Origin of the sequence: Sphingomonas phyllosphaerae, from assembly GCF_029623345.1 — a bacterium.
In the GTDB taxonomy this organism is placed as follows: Bacteria; Pseudomonadota; Alphaproteobacteria; order Sphingomonadales; family Sphingomonadaceae; genus Sphingomonas; species Sphingomonas phyllosphaerae_C.
Genome location: NZ_JAPYKH010000020.1, coordinates 36,086 through 49,668, shown reverse-complemented (window position 1 = coordinate 49,668; position 13,583 = coordinate 36,086). Strand labels below are relative to the sequence as shown.

Annotated in this window: 14 protein-coding genes and 3 pseudogenes; 12 read left to right on the top strand and 5 right to left on the bottom strand. The window is 62.1% G+C overall.

The window, feature by feature from the left end; translation table 11 throughout:
- Positions 1-343: 343 nt before the first annotated feature.
- Entirely contained in the window at positions 344-613 is a 270-nt protein-coding gene (locus tag QBJ89_RS16290; RefSeq protein WP_277981526.1) for a hypothetical protein, read from the bottom strand.
- Positions 614-820: 207 nt separating this feature from the next.
- Between QBJ89_RS16290 and QBJ89_RS16285 the strand changes: the two genes are divergently transcribed.
- From QBJ89_RS16285 to QBJ89_RS16275, 3 genes and pseudogenes are all read left to right on the top strand, one after another.
- Complete coding sequence (locus tag QBJ89_RS16285; RefSeq protein ID WP_277981525.1) at positions 821-1,030, top strand: DUF6980 family protein; 210 nt, start codon at positions 821-823, stop codon at positions 1,028-1,030.
- Positions 1,031-1,736: 706 nt separating this feature from the next.
- Positions 1,737-2,180, top strand: coding sequence for a hypothetical protein (locus QBJ89_RS16280; protein ID WP_277981524.1), 444 nt, complete (start codon positions 1,737-1,739; stop codon positions 2,178-2,180).
- An 834-nt stretch (positions 2,181-3,014) separates the two neighbouring features.
- Positions 3,015-4,202 (top strand): annotated as a pseudogene (locus QBJ89_RS16275) (phage baseplate assembly protein V); the annotation flags it as partial.
- A 111-nt stretch (positions 4,203-4,313) separates the two neighbouring features.
- Here the strand turns inward: QBJ89_RS16275 and QBJ89_RS16270 are convergent.
- Complete coding sequence (locus QBJ89_RS16270; RefSeq protein WP_277981556.1) at positions 4,314-4,511, bottom strand: Arm DNA-binding domain-containing protein; 198 nt, start codon at positions 4,509-4,511, stop codon at positions 4,314-4,316.
- A gap of 29 nt (positions 4,512-4,540) precedes the next feature.
- On the opposite strand from QBJ89_RS16270, the gene QBJ89_RS16265 reads away from it, so the two are divergent.
- Both QBJ89_RS16265 and QBJ89_RS16260 read left to right on the top strand, forming a co-directional pair.
- A complete protein-coding gene (locus QBJ89_RS16265; RefSeq protein ID WP_277981523.1) occupies positions 4,541-4,774 on the top strand; it encodes a DUF7681 family protein in 234 nt (77 codons plus the stop codon).
- A complete protein-coding gene (locus QBJ89_RS16260) occupies positions 4,771-5,178 on the top strand; it encodes a hypothetical protein (protein ID WP_277981522.1) in 408 nt (135 codons plus the stop codon). The genes QBJ89_RS16265 and QBJ89_RS16260 overlap by 4 nt, the downstream gene beginning before the upstream one ends.
- On the opposite strand, the gene QBJ89_RS16255 is transcribed toward QBJ89_RS16260, so the two are convergent.
- The 3 genes from QBJ89_RS16255 to QBJ89_RS16245 form a co-directional block, all read right to left on the bottom strand.
- A complete protein-coding gene (locus tag QBJ89_RS16255; RefSeq protein WP_277981521.1) occupies positions 5,130-5,504 on the bottom strand; it encodes a hypothetical protein in 375 nt (124 codons plus the stop codon). The genes QBJ89_RS16260 and QBJ89_RS16255 overlap by 49 nt on opposite strands.
- Positions 5,505-5,817: 313 nt before the next feature.
- The gene (locus QBJ89_RS16250; protein WP_277981520.1) at positions 5,818-6,168 is read right to left on the bottom strand and encodes an acyl carrier protein; all 351 of its coding nucleotides are present in this window, start codon (positions 6,166-6,168) and stop codon (positions 5,818-5,820) included.
- Between the two features lie 843 nt (positions 6,169-7,011).
- Entirely contained in the window at positions 7,012-8,439 is a 1,428-nt protein-coding gene (locus QBJ89_RS16245) for a hypothetical protein (protein WP_277981519.1), read from the bottom strand.
- Between the two features lie 128 nt (positions 8,440-8,567).
- On the opposite strand from QBJ89_RS16245, the gene QBJ89_RS16240 reads away from it, so the two are divergent.
- The 7 genes and pseudogenes from QBJ89_RS16240 (at position 8,568) to QBJ89_RS16210 (ending at position 13,517) form a co-directional block, all read left to right on the top strand.
- Positions 8,568-9,662, top strand: coding sequence for an acyltransferase family protein (locus QBJ89_RS16240; RefSeq protein ID WP_277981518.1), 1,095 nt, complete (start codon positions 8,568-8,570; stop codon positions 9,660-9,662).
- Positions 9,663-10,693: 1,031 nt separating this feature from the next.
- Positions 10,694-10,948: a hypothetical protein gene (locus QBJ89_RS16235; RefSeq protein WP_277981517.1), complete on the top strand. Its 255-nt coding sequence runs from the start codon at positions 10,694-10,696 to the stop codon at positions 10,946-10,948.
- Between the two features lie 198 nt (positions 10,949-11,146).
- Positions 11,147-11,260, top strand: a pseudogene (locus QBJ89_RS20265) (PEPxxWA-CTERM sorting domain-containing protein); the annotation flags it as partial.
- 733 nt (positions 11,261-11,993) lie between these two features.
- Positions 11,994-12,371 (top strand): annotated as a pseudogene (locus QBJ89_RS16225) (phage baseplate assembly protein V); the annotation flags it as partial.
- Positions 12,372-12,376: 5 nt separating this feature from the next.
- On the top strand, positions 12,377-12,724 hold the full coding sequence (locus QBJ89_RS16220; RefSeq protein WP_277981516.1) for a GPW/gp25 family protein: 348 nt from the start codon (positions 12,377-12,379) through the stop codon (positions 12,722-12,724).
- Positions 12,725-12,737: 13 nt separating this feature from the next.
- On the top strand, positions 12,738-13,250 hold the full coding sequence (locus QBJ89_RS16215) for a hypothetical protein (RefSeq protein WP_277981515.1): 513 nt from the start codon (positions 12,738-12,740) through the stop codon (positions 13,248-13,250).
- Positions 13,251-13,277: 27 nt separating this feature from the next.
- Positions 13,278-13,517: a phage tail sheath subtilisin-like domain-containing protein gene (locus tag QBJ89_RS16210; RefSeq protein ID WP_277981514.1), complete on the top strand. Its 240-nt coding sequence runs from the start codon at positions 13,278-13,280 to the stop codon at positions 13,515-13,517.
- The last annotated feature ends 66 nt before the right edge of the window (positions 13,518-13,583 follow it).

Sequence of the window (13,583 nt, the reverse complement as noted above, 5' to 3'; positions counted from 1 at the left end):
TCGGCGTAGCTACCAATAGAAAGAGCATATTCCCAGCGAGGAACATTCCAGGTGGAGCGTCATCGACCTGCATGGTCGCAAACGAAAAGGCAAGCGAGGCTAATATCAGGATAGGAACAGCACGTGTTCCGATCGTTATCAAAGCCGAGGGCTTGAGACGAAGCCGTAGACTGATTGCGGTCGATGCGCACGCTACAATCGATCCAACGATTGCAACGCAAGCGATGAGAAGCGGCACGGTCATGAAGGTGATCGCAGGAGGATTGAGCCGGGAGGCGCAAGCGGAACGTAGCTGACCTCTTTCGATGGGCTGTCCGCATTTGGCATGAAAGCGATCGGTCCGCTACCGGGTGACGACGAACATCTGTTGCAGCATGGACGCCAGGTCCATGTCCCGATCAGGCTCTGCCGGAAGCTCCATACGATCCCGAACAACGGTTGAAAGATACTCGGCTATTTGCGCTGCGGGCGCATCGGCCCTCAGCATCTCGAGCAAACAAGGCGCGTACCCGTCGTACTCGTCCGCCGCCTCTTCGATACGGCGCACGCCGATCGGATCCCATGCCCAACGCAGAGCAATTTGGATCAGTCGCAAGGTTGTAAGGTCGGTCAACACGCCATCCTACGATCTAAATCAATCGTCCGGAAGTGGCCGCTACCGGCCGTAGCAAGCAGGTATCCCGCGGATATAGGAGTCGCGCTTGGCGGCGCCTGAAGACGACAGGAGCGGCACCTCGGCGGGGGGCTCCTCCACAGCGGTGTCCGCTTTTGGGAGGAAAGCAGACGTTGCGGCGAGCGCGCGAAACGCGGAGAGTGACGAATGTCCACCGCCCCTTATTGCTGCGACCGGCTCGCGAGCGACCTTACTCACGGGCGCACCATTCACGCCGATCGAAGGGAATGTCCCGACGCGTTCATCGCTGAAATGAATGGCGGCTTTGGACTGATCGTTCACGATGGCGGCAGCAGCGCGGTCGAGATTGCCTTCTGCCCGTGGTGCGGCGCCGCCCTGCCGCCGATGACCCGCTAATGGCAGAGTTGCAGACAAGCTCATTTCAACTAACCTCCCGAGCAGAGGCGATTTTTGACAAAGGACCGGCTTTGGATGCTCAATCAAGTATGTCGCCGTCTAGTGCTGCTTGTGTCCTTGACTACATTGTCTGGGTGCGACCCAGGCGTTCATGTTGCCTGGAAGGACACCATCCAACGTCAAATTAATAGGAAACGCATAGAGGATGCGGTCAAATCTGTGGCAGGTAAAACAACGCATTCATATTATGAAAGCGACGGCGAGGACTTTCCGCACGGCATTAAGGTATATCAAATTATCTAGGAACAGCCCTTCAATGAGATGAACCCCCATCTCGCAGCAGGATATGGTATTGATATTGCTCCGTTGCGGGACGGATCTACGGGATATATCCATCGATGGGGCAAGCTAGGTACGACCATATCTAGCGCGGAAATGAACTACGTTACTCTTGTCATGACAAAGGTCAACGCCGCTGTTGCGCGACGTTGCGGAGTAGCCGTCGGCAACGGCAACCCCGTTCAGGGCAAAGGTTGATCTGACCAAGCCTGAGAACGCGTTTCTGAGGCGCGGACGCGCCAGGTCTGACGTCCGGTAGTGGGAGTAAGCGGACGTTCGGCTTGCGGCCTTGCAGGGTAGGTGCTCTATCAAGCGTCCCATGGCTGTTGATCACCGGGAACCCTTTGAAGGCGCGAACGCGCGGCACATGATGATCGGCTATGCGATCCTCGGAGTCCCAATTGTCACGTTATTTGTGCTTCTCGCATTCTTTATCAAACGGGAGCCGATGTCTCCTCAGTATCTTATCGGATGCTATACAGCCACCAGCGGCCCAACGCTCAACATTCGCTACAAGACAATGTCATATGGCAAGGGCCGATCGCATTTACTGAGCTACGTTGTTGAGACATCGAAGGACGGATATCACCTGCTCGTTTCGCCAGCTATGATTTTGCGTCGCGGCAGTGATGGTAATTTTGCGTTTTCATCAGGCCGTGGCGTCGGATATTTTTGGAATTTGCTTGCGAAGGATGGATCGCAGCGACTACGCGCACCGAGTGACTATGATGGTCAATTTTATACCACTGCGACGGATGGATCTTCGGTCGTTTATAGTCGGACCAATGACAGGACCGAGTGCGGCTCCTAATGGGCGTTAGCCGCCACTCAAATCGCTCTCTGCAACTCGTGGATGATCGGCAGATACCCTTGGTCATCCAGAAGGCCGCTGGCGCTTCCGATGACCGTAGGCTCGCCACAGCGGGGGCACTCAGCCGTCCATCGCTCGCCTCGGCTCCGGTATTCGGGTCGGGTCCATTCGTCCCGCCATGAGGTCACTTTGGTCGAAGCGTACACGGCGCAGCAAGACGTGCAGCCCGCATAGCGGCTCGCCTCAATCTCAGTTCGGTTGCCGTTGCTATGCTCTCTTGCTTCGGCGATCGCGGCGGCGATTGTCTGCATTGGGGTCATATCACCGAACAGGGGAGTGGCCGCAATATGGGCGATATAGCCGTAAGAGCGAGGTGCCGGAGCTTAACCGACGCCGTTACATCGTGCGAGGGTGATCCGGCCAGTGCTCACATCGTACTCGATATTCACTTGAATGCAGCCACCGTCGCAATCGCTGGGAAGAAAGATGTGGTCATCAAACCAACGCCGTTCACCTGCCCTCATGCCGATCGGCGGCGGGCATACCGCAGCCGCATCGCCGCTCAATCGAGGACCCATCCTAATAAATCTGTGACAATATGCGTAGTCGGAGGGTCCTGCCGCGCGAAAATATGTCGCTCGAACCTTGCTTCTCGAACTGAATTGATAAGCGCGAGCGTAGCTTTGCAGTGAATTTGCACCGGTCGGAAGTTGGATAATGTGCTCGATCCTGTTCATAATCTCAACCATTTGACGGTCCCCGGTCGATGTACAACCTGCCAGCCACAGGAACGCAGCAAGGAAGAGGCAATGTCTCATAAGCCGATCGTCGCACGTGACATTGCTTCGGGCAATCGGATCGTGCCAAGCCGATGACTGGCGGCCGTTCAGGGTGAACGAACGTCCTCGATTGGACGGGCCAAAATCGTCGCGCCTGTCCGGTTGTGGGCGTAGTCAGACGCTGCCGCTGACGCGCTCGCCGCTCACAGGAACGCACCGTATCTCCGCTGAGCACCTGTGGCACCCGCCTCCCACAGGCACGCCCCCGCGCGCCGCGCCGCTGACGCTGGCACGGTCCCGCACCGTGACCGCGCTCTCCGACCCGCGCCGCCTGTTCGGCAACCTGCTCCAGCTCGGCGCGGTCGAGTCGGTCGATCTCGCGCACGCCACCTGCCGCGTGCGCGTCGGCGATCTCGTCACCGGCGACCTGCCCTGGCTCACGCCGCGCGCGGACGCGACGCGCGTCTGGTCGCCCCCGCTCGCGGGCGAGCAGGTCCTGCTGCTCTGCCCTTCCACCACCCCTTCGTTTCGGGTCATCTCAGAGAACCTCAGAAACAGGTCATTCCCCTCGTGGGAAGGCTTGTCCGTTGTCTCATTTGGTCGCAATCAACATCGATGCAGCGCGACGATTCTGGGGGACTTTGGGGGCACGACTTCGTCCGCCTGGGGGCACCGGATGCTGACGGATCTAGCCTGCGGGAAGGCTGCCCCCAAGGACAAGCCGTACAAGCTCGGGGATGCCGGCGGCCTCTACCTCTACGTGCTGCAGAGCGGCTTCAAGTCGTGGCGCTGGAAGTACCGGGTCGGCGGCAAGGAGAAGCGCCTGGTGTTCGGCGGCTATCCGGAGATCTCGCTCTCCAAAGCGCGCGAGCTGCGCGAGGATGCGGCGCGAACGCTGCGCGAGGGCGCGGACCCGGCGGTGGCGAAGCGGCAGCGAGCGGCCGAGCAGACAGCGATGGCCGGCAGCACCTTCGAGACGATTGCGCGCGAGTGGCACGCCAGCCAGAAGGCGGGCTGGTCGAAGCGCTATGCGAACATCGTGCTCAACAGCTTCGTCAACGACGTCTTCCCGCGCATCGGCACGCTGCCCATCACCGCGGTGACGACGCCGCTGGTGCTCGAGGTCCTGCGGCCGATCGAGGCGCGCGGTGCGGTGGAGACGGCGCACCGCGTGCGGCAGCGGATATCGGAGGTCTTCGCGCGGGCGATCGCGGCAGGAATCGCGCTGGCGAATCCATCGGCGGTGACGAAGCGCGCGCTCGGCCGGAAGACCAAGAGCAAGTTTCCGGCGGTGCGCACGATCAAGCTGGCCCAGGCGGTGCTCGCCGGATCGGAGCGCCAGCCCGGTCACCCGCTAGGCGCGCGCCGCGTCGCGCGACACCTCGGGCCATTGGCCTATCGTGAGCAGCTGCTCCTGGCCTGCGAACCGGAAGCGCCAGCGAAACGACTTGCGGCCGGTCGGCGCGACGAACAGGTGCAGCCCGCGCTCGTCGGCGATCTTGTAGGCGGCCGCGCGCGGCCGCGCGGCTTTCACCGCGGCGTTCGTCAGCATATGACTATCCGGACAAGAGGAGCGGCGCGATGTACAACCAGCACCAGAAGATCAGCGGCTATCGAGACCTGTCGCAGGCCGAGATCGATGCCATGAATGAGGTCAAAGTACTTGAGGCACGCTTCAACGGCATGATCGATCGGTTGAAGACTATCGCGGAAATCGATCAACGAAACGTTGCGATCGCGCAGACGGAGGGCGAAACGGCGTTCATGCGCGCCGTCCGCGCCATCGCGCAGCCAGCTAGGATTACGGCTGAGTGATCGCCCGCTGGCTGGCGGAGCGGACGGCGAAGCGGCAGCGCAAGCAGGTCGAGCGATCGTTCATCGAGGACACTTTCGGGCCTTACCCGCCTGCGGCGATTGATCGATGGGACCGGGTGACGCTCACCGAGCGAATCGCCCGCAAGGGTGATCTCTCCCAGATCGAGGCCGCCTACGCTCGAAGCCGGCTCAACATCCTCGAGCAGAAGGAAGGGCCGTCCGGCCGCTCCGCACGGATCGCTGCCTGGGCGCTCGGAGTGTCGATCGTCTCCGCGCTCCTGGCGCTCATGGCGATGACGCCCAATATTGGACGTGGAGACCTTGATTTGCGACAGTCAGGGTCCAGTACTCTCAATCAATCTTCGGCGGTCATGCCCGGCATCTGCCATGGAAACCGGCGATAAATCGCGAAACAAACCCCGACCATGACTACCCAACATACCAAGCCGTCGAATACAAGCATCAGTTGAACTATGCCTTTTGATGGAAGCGCGGCCTCAGCAGCGCGCTCGCGCAAAACGTAAACCGCTGATAGGTTTGCCGCCGTGAGAAACGCGATTGTGCACCAGTACCAAGCTAACCGGCGTAAGCGCCAGAAGGGTGCTACCGCGGAACCAACTGCGAACGCGCAACCTGACACCCAGAAGTACTGACTAGCATAACCTTCTTCGCCGACGATGATCAGGCCGAAGAACCACGTCATGAACGTGCCAAAGCCGATGAGTGCCATCTTCCATCGACTTATCGAGCCTGAGCCCTTGTCGGAGTCCATGCGCTAAGTTCCCGTCCACCGCGGACCTGTCAATAGGCCAGCGTGTCCGAAACCGCCGCAGAAGCAAGATGCAGACGTCCGCTAACCTGCCACTAGCGGACATCGCGGCGGAGGGGACCTCCGCCGCGGTCATCCGGCGGGGACGTCCGCTAACGCCCACTAACGGACGTCCTCCGGATCAGCGGGCCAGCGGCCGGCCTCGACGATTTGAGCCAATCCCTCCAACGGTAAGTGGCCTCAATTCTCTACCGAACCAACGCGAAAGAAGCCTTCAGCCAGCCACCAAAAGAAGAAGGACTAGCAGAACCGCTAGGAGCTTCGGCCAGTGCCAGACCGCCGAGATGATTCCGGCGACAAAACCGAATATGATTATCGCCGAAATACCGACGAGGATCGCGCGCGGACTCGCGCCTTCCGTGTTGAAAAGCTCACGCCATTGGACATCAAGCGAACCGAAGTCGGTGCCAAACCGCTTGTGCAGCTCTTCAAATAGCTCGGCTGCGTCGCCGCCGTCCACGCCAAAATCGTGGACGATGCGGGCGTCTCGCGTCACCTTGCGGGGTGGCACGCCGTGCTCGTCTACAAGAAGACGATGCACAGCCGCTGTCGGATCGTCATCCATGGCCTCATCCTACCCGTCGGGCGAGAGTCCGCAATCCTGCCATCAGCGGACATCGCGGCGGAGGTCACCTCCCCCGCGGTCGCGTCGAAAATGGCGGTTTTCCGTGCCTGCGGGACAGGCTCGCCCGGGGTCGATACCCCGCGCGATACCCCGCCCCATCACGCGAAATTGCTGACGACCAGCTCCGCGACCTGCTGATCTGCGCCGCGGTGCCGGTTGATCAACCAGGTGACGGTCCTGTCGACGGTGTTGAAGCGGCCGAAGACCTCGCGAGCCCGGTGTCGCGTTGACGGACAGAATGAACTTGCCGCTCATCCCGGCGAGCTGGTCGGCCAGCTGGGTGAAGTCGTCGCGGGAGAAGACGCCGTCGCCGTAATCGTCCTCGCAGCCTCAATAGGGTGGGTCGAGGTAGAACAGCGTCTCGGGCGCGTCGTAGCGCGCGATCAGGTCGGCATAGGGCAGCCGCTCGATCGTGACAGGCGCCCGGCGCGCGCCAAGAGCGCGGATCTCCGCTCGCAGGTTGGCATAGTCGAAGCGCGACGGCCGCTCCCGAGTGACGAAGGGCGTCCTAGCGGAGCCGGTGCCGATCGCGGCACTCGTCGCAGTAGTAGTAGATCCCCCGGTCGATCAGCGGGTCACCGCAGATAAAGCACCAGTCGGGGTAAGCGAACCTTTCGAACAGTTTCTGATGGGACCAATCGAGGCATTGGCGAACGGCTCGGACGGCCGCGCCAATGGTATCGCCAACGAGGCTGATCACAGCACGCATGTTAAACCGCCTACCCGCCAGCGTATCGATCAATCGAGCAAGCGCGCTCAACGGTCACCGGAGCTTGGCCCCCTTTACCTGCCGGTCTCTGCCGATTGGATATCGCTGGAGCGGCTCCGAAGCGAGCGCCGGCGCTTCACCGGCTTGACTGCTCGCGGCGGCTGCCTGGCGATTGCAAGACCGAGCACCATCATCGGGAACACGCTCTCGATCACGTTGGAGGCCGCGCCGATGCCGAGCATGGCGATGATCATCGCGAAGTCCCTGCGCCCGGTGCGATCCGACTGGATCGCGCGCTGACCACCGCGAAAGACGAAGATGGCGATCAGCAGTGCGCCCAAGCCGAAGATCACAGCGAGGTAGACCGCCAGGTTGTCCCCCGGATTGTACCGCGCCGGTTCGGCGATCGTCTGTGCAGCACCGATCCCACCGAGGCCACGCCCTACCAGCCAGCCAACCGGGTCGCGCCAATTAACGAGAGACAGTGCGTCCGGCCACGTCGTCAGGACGCGATCAGCGAGCGAGCTGTAGCTTGGCCCGATGCCTGGACCATTGGGGAACAGCTGCCGGCCGTAGCTAACCGCCATGAGGGGTCCAGCGAAGATCAGCACAAGCCACAAGGCCATATGGATATTCGCCAAGAGGATGCGCTTTGGTGCAGCCGTGCCCCTTAGCTTACCCAGCAGGAAGTAGGTCCCCGGCAGGAGGATCATCGCAAGTTCTGGCGCTTTCGAGGTCGTCAGATGGATAGCGACTAGCCCAGCAGCCCATGCCACCGCCTTCGTGGCGAACGACTTCAGCTTTGGCTCGGCTGCGCAGAACCCAATGATGATGCAAGCGGCTGCGATAAAGCTGGCACGACTGAAGCCGGCAAGGCGGGAAACGCCGCCGGCGCTCCATTCACGAGCAGCCCCTTGCTGGCTACCCATGACCTCGAAGGTGGCGTCTTTCCAGGGGAAGTCGATGAATGCGTTTAGTACGACCCCGACCACCGAAACGTAGAACATGGGGATCATGGCCGCGATGATGCGCTCTTGCATGCCTCGCTGGGTCGCCGCCATCATGATCAATGCGGCCACGAAGATCCAAATCTGATAGGCGATCCCGGCAGGCGAGCGCCCTAAAAATTTAGCGATGACGATCTCGATTGCAAGGAACACTAGCACGGCGATTGTTGGAGTCGCCGTCCGCGGGTCACCTACTCGCACCAGCGTATTCGCCAGCAGCGCGGGAACCGCGATGATGCCGGGCAGGTAGATCAACGGAGCCAGGCCGACCGGCCCTAGAACGCCTCGGACGATGCCTCCCACCGCCGTGAACACGACATAGAGCACGCCGGCAGCCACGATGCCGATGCCCGCCCACTTGTCGACGACACCCTGTGTGCTCAGCTCGCCGGGCCTCGCTTGAGGGGAAAGGGTCCTGCGAATAACGTCGGCTAGAGCCAAGAGGATTTCCCTATTCAAAGCCGATCCCGGCGAGGCGGCAGCGGAATAGGTCATAGCGATTTTGCGCGCAACGCGGCAGCCCGTATCGGACTGCCCCGAAGGCGCACAGGTCTCGAGCGTGGCGCCGCGCCCCAGCGCTCGCTATGGGACGCGCGGGGCGCACGCCTGGGGTGGGTTGAGCAATGGTGTCTAAGGGATCTCGGTACGGCTACGTTGACGCCCTGCGTGGCCTTGCCGCGCTTGCGGTCATCTATTTTCACGCGGGCTATGATGCGCTCAAGCACGGCCGCGTGAATAACGGCTGGGAGCAGAGCCTTTTCTGGCTCGCAACCGACCAGCTCGACCTTGGAAAAATTGCCGTCACGCTGTTCTTCGCCATCTCGGGCTTCGTCATACCCTTCTCGTTGCGGCGCGACGGTCAGCGCCCGAAGGAGGCGTTCATCGTGGGGCGCATCTTCAGGCTCTATCCCGCCTACTGGCTGTCGCTGCCCGCGGCGTTCCTCGTCGAGTACGTGATGGTCGGCAAGGATCTCGGCTTGGGGACATTCCTCGTCAACCTGACGATGCTGCAGGGCTTCGTCGGCCAGCAGTCGATGCAGGGGCTCTACTGGACGCTGCAGATCGAGCTGATTTTCTACGCTCTCTGTTTCGGGCTCTTCATGTTCGTCGACCTGCGGCGACCCAAGGTGGCTACGACCATGGCCGCGTTGATGCTGGCTTGCGCGCTGGCGCTCGCCGGCCTCCGCTTCGTCACGGGCAAGCAGGTGCCGGTGGCAATCCCGCTCGCGCTTTTCGTCATGTTCATCGGGCTGCTGTGGCGGCTCGCCACGGTAGAGGCGAACCTCTCTGCGCGGCGCGCGGTCATGTGGCTCTGCAGCGCCTTGCTGGTCCTGATGCCCGTCATTGCCACGCTCGCCTACGACGAGGGGGCGTTGCGCTATACTCTCACCTACTATCTCGCGACCGGCAGCTTCCTCCTATTCACGAGCCGCATAAAGCTCACCGGCGCGATCTTGGCGTACCTCGGGACCATCAGCTATTCGGTCTATCTGTTCGGCAGCCTGGTGCAGAAGACCTTCGAGCACTTCCTTGCGGCGTGGTGGCAGGATCTTGGATTGCCGCTTCATCTCGCGATCGCAGGGATGATGCTGGTGGCGATCGGCATTGCCTCACTCGTGTACCGCTTCGTCGAGGCTCCCGCCGTTACAGTCGGCAAGGCCATCATCCAGCGTCGCTTGAAGACCTCCCCTGCTCGCGCCGACGCTGTGGCGCTCTGACGACGTGACGACGGCATAAGAGATGACTGCCCGGCATGGCGGTACGGCGAAGCGCGCGCCGCCATGCGGGACCTCGTCAGTAGCGCGATCTATGCCGTCGATACCCGCACGATACCCTTGTGCGGCCTGCCTTCCCCGAGAAGTGCCAGCTTTTATTGCTCGGGCGGCAATCCGGGACTCGGGTCGCGGGCTACGAACGGAGGACCCACGTCACCGATAAACCACCAGCGCCCAGAGCCTTCGGCGCACAACCCGTAGCTGCAATCCAGCAGCCGGGAGATCTCCTGGCGCAGTTGCACGACCGTGTCGCAATCCACCTGCGAATCGAATTTCATCTGCGTCACCGGAGAGGGTGTTAGTGTCTTCGTGACCTCGAGGTAGGACCTGAGTGTGTCTCTCGAGACGTTCTCGCCGTTCCATGTCACGGCCCCGCTCTTCGAGACGGATATGACGTTGAGTGTGGACAGGGCACCCAGACCGTGACGGGGGGTAATCCAACCCCTCGGCAGAGAGCCGCACCCCTCCGCATAAGTCGGTGGGCGGTCACAGTCGGCCAAGAACAACGCAACGGACAAAATGGCGGGATTTCTCATCGCGACTCAAGCGTACCAGTGCTGCCCAGCCTACGCTACGACGTCTCGTCAGAACCCTCGCAGAGCCTACCGCGGTGGAGGAGCCCTCCGCCGCGGTGCCGATTCGTGGTGTGGATGCACCGCGAACCATGTCTAGCGTACGCGCGCGGTACCCGCTGCGCTTGCCCGCTATCGCCCAAAAAGCGGACATTGCGGCGGAGCTAACCCCGCCGCGGTCGCTGGGCGAAATGCCCATTATCGCCAACGCGGCACCCGCACCAGCAGCCCGCTCGCCTTTATTACGGGAACATCGTGAGACGTTGAATTATAAAGTTTGTGTTATTGTGGTGCCTACGACTGAGGCTTGCCCCGTTTCGACGAGTCCTCGAATGACAGTTTCGTACAATGAATGAATGGCACGATGGATCATGGTTTAAGAAACAGTACTGGAGACGCCTCGTGAGAACGACCCTGCTTGCCGCTGCGGCACTCAGCTTTTTCACCACTCCTGCAAACGCAGCCTTGGTCGCTTACAACGTCAGAATCAATGGCGCCTCTTTAACGATGGAGGGGATTGCCGCGCCGGTAAGCGGCCTTCTAGTAGATTTTGACGTACGGTTTGATGACACCGTCCTGAAAATTGATCGAACCCAAGAAGGCCTCACAGTTAACTCGTCGAATTTCGGGTGGAATCATCCACTTTACTATGCGTAGAACGCCGATCCCATTTTTCCAGTGCTTACCTTCGGAATTGATATAGAGGCGAACGGGTATCACATAGATCCCAATATAGATAACTTTGGCGTCTTTATATCTGACATCGCGACCAACCCAAGACTGAGTGGCGAGACTTATACGAATTCTTCTGGTAAAATCTTTGACCTTAGTATTTTGCCGACTGTGAGCAAGTTGTCGACGGCAGCTGTTCCGGAGCCTACGACATGGGCGATGATGCTTCTTGGCTTTGGCGTAATCGGCTTTGTGACTCGCCGGCGCTCCCCTATCTTGATTCTTTTCCCGAAGTAATTGCGTTGGTGTTGAGAGAGCGGGAGGTGTCCTTTGCCGCTATGTCGTTTGCGCTACCAGCAGACGCGGCCGAGCTTGGCTCCTACACCCACTCGATTCTCGCTTTTGTCGGCCGTCGGTTCCCGTGAGCGGAAATGCCCGCTTTCTGCCAGAAGCGGACATCGCGGCGGAGATGCCCTCCGCCGCGACGCTGCTTGGACCCTCTGTGAAGGGCGTTAAGCGCGCCTCCGATACCCCCATGGTACCCGCTCGCAACGGCCGCTTACGCCCCACTTGCGGACATTTGCGATATCGCAGATCAGGTGGGCGCAGAGTGCGAGGTGATGCGATGAGAAGGGACAAACGGCTTCTGGGAAGCATATCACTTTTTGTCGCGGCGATCCCATTCGCCTTGTATCAAGGTTTTTTAACGAAGAGCTACATCCGGGCGGCGACCTTGGGGCAATTAGATTCTGTTGCTAAATATCTTGGACTCCCGCAGCCACCCGAGTTTTGCCTCGACTTTTGCGGACCTGAACTCCCTTTTACGGCGGGGTGGATAGCAATCACCTGCGTTGTAGCATCCATGTTGTTAGTGGCGACAGCTTGGTGGAGGCCCCAACTGTAATAACGCTGATTCCTTATGACCGGACATTCGGTCGGTGATCAATCGAACGTCCGCTTTCCTGCCATAACCGGCCGGGCCGCTAGCGCCCACAAACGGCCATAGGCTCAGCTTGCCGCTTTTCCTGAAGGCGACGTCGAGGGCGGGCTCGTCCTGCCCGCCCTGTTCAGCGACGCGCACTCGGCCCCCGCCAGCGACAAGCGCGACCTGATCACGTGGCACGACGGCGCCGAGCTTTCCTACGACGCCGACGGCGCCGGCCTCGTGCTCAAGCTCCCCGACGGCCGCCCGCTCAAGATCACCGCCCCCGCCGGCGTCACGATCGAGGCCGCCGTCGCGATCACGGGCGACGTCAAGGTCAAGGGCAAGACCGCGCTCGACGGCGACATCACCCTCACCGGCAGGCTCACCGCCAGCGACGACGTCCTCGCCGCGGGCAAGAGCCTCCAGCGTCACACCCACCCCGGCGTCCAGCCGGGCGGCGGCAGCTCGGGGCCGCCCAAGTGAACGGCATGGACGCCATCACCGGCCGCCCGCTCCGCGGCGAGGCGCACCTGCGCCAGTCGGTAGCCGACATCCTCTCAACCCCGATCGGCAGTCGCGTCGCGCGCCGCGATTATGGCTCGCTGCTGCCCGAGCTGCTCGACCAGCCGATGAACGCGCTCGGCCGCATGCGCCTGGTCGCCGCGACCGCGCTCGCGTTGTCGCGCTGGGAGCGCCGGCTGCGCGTCTCCGCCATCCGCGTCGACGCGCGCACCGACGGTCGCGTGTCGCTCGCAATCGACGCCACCCGCACCGACCTGCCCACGCCCAACGCGCGCGCGCGGCTGATCGTCCCGCTCGCTCCCCGCCCCGCCTGAGGACCGCCCGCGCATGCACGGCATCACCGTCACCGAATATAGTGAGGGCGCCCGCGCGCTCACCGCCGTCGCCACCGCGGTGATCGGGCTGGTCGCGACCGCCTCGGCGCCGGCCGGCGCTGCGACCGCCGCACTCGACGCTGCCTTCCCGCTCGATCGTCCCGCACTCGTCACCGATCTGCCCTCCGCGATCGGGGTCGCCGGCACCGGCGGCACGCTGCGCGCCGCGCTCGTCGCAATCGCCGACCAGGCGCGCGCGCCGGTCGTGGTGGTGCGCGTCAACACCAACGTGGACGCGCGATGGGTCGATATCAACGTGATCGGCAGCACCGTCAACGGCTCCAAGATCGGGCTGCGGGCGCTGCTCGCCGCCGAGCCGCAGCTGGGCGTCCGCCCGCGCATCCTCGGCGCACCGGGGCTCGACACCCAGCCGGTTGCCGCCGCGCTGGCGGTGGTCTCGGACAAGCTGCGCGGCTTCGCCTACGCCAGCGCGCTCGGCGCCGACAGCGACGCCGCCATCGCCTAACGCGCCAATTTAGCGTCGCGCCGGCTGATGCTTGTCTACCCCGACTTTCTCGCCTTCGACAGCGTCGCCGGCACCAGCGCGCCCAGCGCTGCGGTGGCGCGTGCGCTCGGCCTGCGCGCGCGGATCGACCAGGAGATCGGCTGGCATAAGACGCTCAGCACCGTGCCGGTCCAGGGCGTGCTCGGCCTCACCAAGGACGTCGGCTTCGACGTACAGGATCCCGGCTGCGAGGCGGCGCTGCTCAACGACAGCAGGTCACCGCGCTGATCCGCATCTCCGCCGGCTACCGCTTCTGGGGCAATCGCACCACGGTCGAGCCCGAGAGCCCGTACA

What these genes read in the sequence shown, in the direction of transcription:
- QBJ89_RS16250 (WP_277981520.1), bottom strand. Translation starts at nt 6,168, where the DNA reads ATGGATGACGATCCGACAGCGGCTGTGCATCGTCTTCTTGTAGACGAG.
- QBJ89_RS16245 (WP_277981519.1), bottom strand. Translation starts at nt 8,439, where the DNA reads ATGACCTATTCCGCTGCCGCCTCGCCGGGATCGGCTTTGAATAGGGAA.
- QBJ89_RS16280 (WP_277981524.1), top strand. Translation starts at nt 1,737, where the DNA reads ATGATGATCGGCTATGCGATCCTCGGAGTCCCAATTGTCACGTTATTT.
- QBJ89_RS16210 (WP_277981514.1), top strand. Translation starts at nt 13,278, where the DNA reads ATGCTTGTCTACCCCGACTTTCTCGCCTTCGACAGCGTCGCCGGCACC.
- QBJ89_RS16255 (WP_277981521.1), bottom strand. Translation starts at nt 5,504, where the DNA reads ATGGCACTCATCGGCTTTGGCACGTTCATGACGTGGTTCTTCGGCCTG.
- QBJ89_RS16285 (WP_277981525.1), top strand. Translation starts at nt 821, where the DNA reads ATGTCCACCGCCCCTTATTGCTGCGACCGGCTCGCGAGCGACCTTACT.
- QBJ89_RS16220 (WP_277981516.1), top strand. Translation starts at nt 12,377, where the DNA reads ATGGACGCCATCACCGGCCGCCCGCTCCGCGGCGAGGCGCACCTGCGC.
- QBJ89_RS16215 (WP_277981515.1), top strand. Translation starts at nt 12,738, where the DNA reads ATGCACGGCATCACCGTCACCGAATATAGTGAGGGCGCCCGCGCGCTC.
- QBJ89_RS16270 (WP_277981556.1), bottom strand. Translation starts at nt 4,511, where the DNA reads ATGCTGACGAACGCCGCGGTGAAAGCCGCGCGGCCGCGCGCGGCCGCC.
- QBJ89_RS16265 (WP_277981523.1), top strand. Translation starts at nt 4,541, where the DNA reads ATGTACAACCAGCACCAGAAGATCAGCGGCTATCGAGACCTGTCGCAG.
- QBJ89_RS16240 (WP_277981518.1), top strand. Translation starts at nt 8,568, where the DNA reads ATGGTGTCTAAGGGATCTCGGTACGGCTACGTTGACGCCCTGCGTGGC.